At 54.4% G+C, this 5,554-nt stretch carries 6 protein-coding genes; 3 read left to right on the top strand and 3 right to left on the bottom strand.

The genetic code is table 11. From position 1 onward, the window contains the following. From NV64_RS23180 to NV64_RS12560, 3 genes are all read right to left on the bottom strand, one after another. A partial coding sequence (locus NV64_RS23180; protein WP_146005485.1) for a BapA prefix-like domain-containing protein occupies positions 1–539 on the bottom strand: 539 nt, incomplete at its 3' end. A 339-nt stretch (positions 540–878) separates the two neighbouring features. After that, positions 879–1,565, bottom strand: coding sequence for an EAL domain-containing protein (locus tag NV64_RS12565; protein ID WP_158239894.1), 687 nt, complete (start codon positions 1,563–1,565; stop codon positions 879–881). Between the two features lie 695 nt (positions 1,566–2,260). Next, on the bottom strand, positions 2,261–2,836 hold the full coding sequence (locus NV64_RS12560) for a DedA family protein (protein WP_101506043.1): 576 nt from the start codon (positions 2,834–2,836) through the stop codon (positions 2,261–2,263). A gap of 216 nt (positions 2,837–3,052) precedes the next feature. Between NV64_RS12560 and NV64_RS12555 the strand changes: the two genes are divergently transcribed. From NV64_RS12555 to NV64_RS12545, 3 genes are all read left to right on the top strand, one after another. Beyond that, entirely contained in the window at positions 3,053–3,640 is a 588-nt protein-coding gene (locus NV64_RS12555) for a Yip1 family protein (protein ID WP_056237069.1), read from the top strand. Positions 3,641–3,819: 179 nt separating this feature from the next. Beyond that, the gene (pbpG, locus tag NV64_RS12550) at positions 3,820–4,770 is read left to right on the top strand and encodes a D-alanyl-D-alanine endopeptidase (RefSeq protein WP_056237067.1); all 951 of its coding nucleotides are present in this window, start codon (positions 3,820–3,822) and stop codon (positions 4,768–4,770) included. A gap of 171 nt (positions 4,771–4,941) precedes the next feature. Beyond that, on the top strand, positions 4,942–5,554 hold a 613-nt coding region (locus NV64_RS12545), incomplete at its 3' end, for a DUF3772 domain-containing protein (protein WP_146005487.1).

The following is a 5,554-nucleotide window of genomic DNA, read 5'->3' as shown; positions in this document are numbered from 1 at the left end:
GCATCGGCATCGGCATCGGCGTCCGCATCGGCGTCCGCATCGGCATCAGCGTCCGCATCGGAATCGCTGTCGGAGTCCGAGTCGGAATCAGAATCGCTTTCGTTGTTATTGTCGTCGTCACCACCCCGGCCAATACCCAGAGCCATGGCGCCGCCGCCCAGCAGGCCGGCACCGAGGAACGACAGACCGGCAGCATAGTTGCTGGATGCTTCGCCACCCAGCAGGCCTTCGATGCCGGCGATTGATGTGAAGCGGAAGCCGGTCGCGGGATCTTCAACCCACCAGAGTGCGCCCTGGCCATCCTCGATCACTAAGTCGCTGATATTGCCTTGGGCATCAGCAACAAAGAAGTTCTGCAGTACGACTTTTTCGCCTGAATGTAGCGTTACGATCAAATCATTCCCGGAGCGGGTAGTGGCCGCGATATCGGCTCGCTCCAGGTTAAGCTTTACAACGCTGGGAGAGTTCAGCGTGACCGTTTCACCATTGATGGTGTTGGTCGCGCCGCTCTCCTTTCCGGTTACAGCTATGTTATTCATAAACTTTCACTCCCATGAGGATTGAGCATTTGGCAGCGGAGAAGGCCCCGAGGCAAATCGTTTACTTATTTGATTACGTGATGAAAAGACGTCATGCCTTGTTTTTATTAACCGTTCAAACTGTTAATTTTTATATGAAACTTAACTTTTAAAGGGCGATGAAAAACCACAGCCCGACAACTCCCTTTGCTGAATTCGTTAAACTGGTCTGATCGGTTACTCTTTTAGTAAACAGACAAGACAGTGCCGCCCCAGTTAAGGGGCATAAAAAAAAGGTCCGGATTATTATTCCGGTTAGTTATAATTACATCTGCTTTTTATAAAGCTGACTTTCCATAGTCAGCTTGCTGCTAATACCGGGATATTACCGGGCTCCCAGACAAACCCCTGAACACCAGAAATATCGAAGGGTAATAAAATCTCTTTAAACTGATTATTTTCAACGCCATCGACAATCACCCCCTTACAGTAGGGGATCACATGTTCAATGATATTGCCGAAGGTATGGCTCTCGCCGTAGCGCCAGAAGAAGTTCTTATTGATCTTGACGTATTCAAAGTTGCCGTTGATCACCGTCACCAGGCTGGAGTTGCCCGCGCCGAAATGATCCAGCCACAGCGGGCAGTGGCGTGACAGCCGCTGCAGCATTTTCTCGCCACCCGGGGTGTTGAGATGGGAATACTCTTCGCTGATTTCAAAACGCAGCCTGCCGAGGGTGGCGGTGCGGCGGGTGACGTCACTGCTGCTTAACACGTGTTCGGCGATATCGGCGTCAACGTTGACGGAGATCAGCGGCGGCAGCAGGCTGCCACGGGTCAGTCGGTCAACGGTCTCCAGCTGCTCTTCAAACAGGGCAATGCGCTGGCGGGCCGAAGCGGGGAACAAAGGAGTACCGTGCCCGTCGCTCAGGGCATCATTACCACGGGCGAGATCGACGTGAGTCAAAAGCTCAAAGGCAAACAGGTTTCCCGTCTGCGTATAGATGGGTTCAAGGACAAACTGCTCATTATCAGGTTTTACATTCATACTTCTGTTCTTTCCCGTGCCCAAAGAGTTAGTTGACCTGATGGATAGTGGTTTTCCATGCGCCCGCAGACACGAAGCCCACTGAAAGTGCCATTTATAGGTAAATTTGAGCTTAGTCATTTAATTCAGGCAATTGAAATTGGTTTAAATGTGATTGCAAGGGTGTTTTGATAGTTGATTCCTATCATTAGCTGCCATATGGAAACAATCACCGATGTTGATTTGAGATTAGTCTCACTTATCGGTGGTTGTGGTGGAGGAGGGAGGGGCTTAAGGAGTAATTAAATGAAATTCATGGCTTTTTTCAATTAAGAAAGGCTTAACGTTTAGTCGACAATTGATGCCTAATTAAGATTAATCCTAATTTTGGCGGTATTGATAAGTTTTTCTACCCTTTTTTTGTCGTAATTCTGATGTTTTTTTGTTCGGGTTTCGTGTTGCTCAAGTGTGAAAATAGTAAAAAAACTAATTTTTAAAACGGTATTTTTATGTAAAAATGTGATTAATGTCACATTAATTTGGCTTAAATAAACAAATTTGCTTTAAATTCAACGATGAGTGATGAGGTGGTGTTAAAGGATGGTCCGCGTGTCATAGACCATTTTTAACGCTGTGTGAAATTATTTTTTACATTTTTAAATAAGTAAATCTTGTGGTTATTGTCACTTTTTGGCGTTAATTATCACCTGAGGTCATTAACGCTGCTGCCTGGCATGCCGATGCTTCAGCCACCGCCGGGCACCCCAAACCAGCCCGACGACCAACAATAGCCAGACCAGATGTTTAAGATGATGCTCGAGCTGGTGGAGCCAGGGGGCAATCACGCTACCGGCGAAAAAGCCCAGCGAGACAAAGAGAAAGGCCCACAGTGCGGCACCGCACAGGTTGAGCAGCAGAAAACGGCGCGGCGCAAGGCGGCTGGCACCGATGATCAGCGGGCCAACGAGGCGCAGGCCGTACATAAAGCGTACGCCGACAACAAACAGCACCGGCCGCTGGTGGATCAGCCGGTTGGCCCGATCAATATGTTGCTGATGCCGCGTCAGGCGTTGCAGCAGGGATTCACCATAGTAGCGGCCGATAAAGAACAGCGCCGTGTCGCCCAGCACGCCCCCGCACATCGCGGTGAGCACCACCCAGCCGTAGCTTAGCAGGCCTTCATGAGCGGCTACGCCGCCCAGCAGGGTAAAGGTTTCGCCTTCGGCCAGGCAGCCGATAAACAGCGCCCAGTAGCCGTACTGTGAAATAAGCGTATTAACATCGATCGGCACAATGAGACTCCCATGGATTTTCAAACGACTCAGTTTAGGCGTTAATTCGCGCGTCCGGGCAATACCCTCTGCGGGAGATTATTTCTTATTGTTACTGAACCGCTTACTGATATTTATGCGTTGCCGCACAATAAAGCGTGGCGGCCTGCTTATACTTACCCTGATGCCGCCCGAAAAACAGACCGCTGGCGGTTCGTTGTTCAGAGGAGTGAAGATATGAACCATGTATGGGGACTTCTTGCGCATCCGAATCGTGAGATGCGTGACATTAAGCAGGAAAATGAAACGCTGTCACACCACTTTACCCATCACGTGCTGTTAATGGCGCTGATTCCGGTGATCTGTGCCTTTATTGGCACCACCCAGATTGGCTGGAACGTCGGGGCCGGTGACAATATTCTGTTATCCTTTTCCAGCGCGCTGGGCCTGGCGGTGCTGTTCTATGCGCTGATGCTGGCCGGGGTGGCGGTGATGGGCCGGGTGATCTGGTGGATGGCGCGTGACTATCCGCAGCGGCCCTCGCTGCGCCACTGTATGGTCTTTGCCGGCTACGTGGCGACGCCGCTGTTCCTCAGCGGTCTGGTGGCGCTCTACCCGCTGGTGTGGCTGTGTGCGCTGGTCGGTACGCTGGCGCTGGCTTATACCGGTTATCTGCTGTACGTCGGCATCCCGCAGTTTCTCAGTATTGACCGGGAAGAGAGCCTGCGCCTGTCCGGTTCAACGCTGGCGATCGGCGTGCTGGTGCTGGAGGTGTTGCTGGCGCTGACCGTCATCATGTGGGGCTACGGTTATCAGCTGTTCTGACCGCTGTGCCGCCGGCCCGGCCGGCGGCAGTTGGTTACGCCCGGAAACGAATAATTCGTAGGAAAAGTCTGGGGTTGCGGCGTATTATTCCTGCGCCAGCCCCATCAAACCCGGTTTTTATGATGCGTGGCGGCGTGTGTACCCCACACCTGAACAACCAGCCGTTAAGTCCCTAACCGATGCCTGCAAAAATTCGTTTATCTCTGTTAAGCCTCGCCATGTTGTTTTCAGCCCAGGGGATGCTGCCCTCTGCCATGGCCCGTACCGCGCCGGTTGAGTTAAAAACGGCCGCTCAGCCGGAAATTGCCTCCGGCAGCGCGATGATCGTTGACCTGAATAACGGCAACGTTATCTACGCCAACCATCCCGATCGCGTGCGCTCGATCGCCTCGATCACCAAGGTCATGACCGTGATGGTGGCGCTGGACGCGCAGCAGCCGATGGATGAGATGCTGAAGGTGGATATCAGCCACACCCCGGAGATGCGCGGCATTTACTCCCGCGTGCGGCTGAACAGCGAAATCAGTCGCAAAAATATGATGCTGCTGGCGCTGATGTCGTCGGAGAACCGCGCCGCCGCCAGCCTGGCACACCACTATCCCGGCGGCTATGACGCCTTTATCCGCGCGATGAACGCCAAAGCGCGCGCGCTGGGCATGAGCAACACCCGTTACGTTGAGCCGACCGGCCTGTCAATTCAGAACGTCTCCACCGCGCGCGATCTGACTAAGCTGCTGATCGCCACCAAGCGCTATCCGCTGATTGGCCAGCTCAGCACCACCCGCGAAGAGATGGCCAGCTTCAGCCACCCGAACTATACGCTGCCGTTCCGCAACACTAACCACCTGGTATACCGCCCGGACTGGAATATTCAGCTGACCAAAACCGGCTTCACCAATGAAGCCGGCCACTGCCTGGTGATGCGCACGGTGATTAACCAGCGGCCGGTGGCGCTGGTGGTGCTGGATGCCTTTGGCAAATATACCCACTTTGCCGATGCCAACCGCCTGCGTAAGTGGATCGAAACCGGCAAGGTTTCCGCGGTCCCGGCCGCTGCGCTGAGCTATAAAAAGCAGAAGGCGGGGCAGGTGGCCCACAACGGCGTGGTCGACGACAGCGCCGTTGAGTGACGTGCGCGGCGGGGTGTCCCGCCGTTCTGTTCACCCTGCGCGGCAGGCGCATGCCGTCTGCCCGCATTCTCTGCTTATTCTTAGTGTATCGGCCAGGGCAAACGCCTAAACTGATCGGATTAAACTGGTGGTGCCGGCCGGCGCCTCTCTACAGGTATCAGGAACCTTTTCATGTCCCGCCTCTCAACGTTTCTTCGCGTCTTTCTGCTGATGCTGCTGGTGCTGTCACCGCAGTGGGCCAACGCGGCCGACAGCGACACCTCTCAGGCCAGCAGCGACGGCGCGCCAAAGGTGGTCAACGCCGCCGCCGAGCTGCCAAAAATGCAGAAGGTGCTGGATAAAATCAAACAGCAGGTCTCCGGCGAAACCAACGACGGGCGGCTGAATATCCTCAACGATATGTCGCTGGAGCTCTCCGGCGCGGCGGATACCCTGATGCAGGGCATCGTTCCGCAGCGCGCGCAGCTGGAGGCGCAGCTGGCGGTGCTTGGCCCGGCCCCCACCGCCGACAGCGGCGTAAAGGAGACCGCCGAGGTCACCAGCAAGCGCAGCAAGCTGGAAGCCCAGAAAGCGAAGATGGACGATCAGGTGAAACAGGCTGCCGCGATCAAAAGCGGGGCGATAAACCTGTCGGCGCAGATCGTTAACCTGCGCCGTGACGCGCTGAAGACCCAGCTGGCGCTGAACGCCGGCAGTATTTTTGGTCCGCGTTTCTGGGCACCGCTGTTTAACACCCAGGAGGAAGACAGCAGCAAAATCAGCGATTTTGTTGATGAACTGGCCA

The organism is Erwinia sp. B116 (assembly GCF_002865965.1).
In the GTDB taxonomy this organism is placed as follows: Bacteria; Pseudomonadota; Gammaproteobacteria; order Enterobacterales; family Enterobacteriaceae; genus Erwinia.
Note: the sequence above shows the minus strand (reverse complement) of the source record. Positions and strands in the feature narration are given on the sequence as shown.

Bases quoted from the DNA above. Each gene is read 5' to 3' on its own strand.
- NV64_RS12565 (WP_158239894.1), bottom strand. From the start codon at position 1,565: ATGAATGTAAAACCTGATAATGAGCAGTTTGTCCTTGAACCCATCTAT.
- NV64_RS12555 (WP_056237069.1), top strand. From the start codon at position 3,053: ATGAACCATGTATGGGGACTTCTTGCGCATCCGAATCGTGAGATGCGT.
- pbpG (WP_056237067.1), top strand. From the start codon at position 3,820: ATGCCTGCAAAAATTCGTTTATCTCTGTTAAGCCTCGCCATGTTGTTT.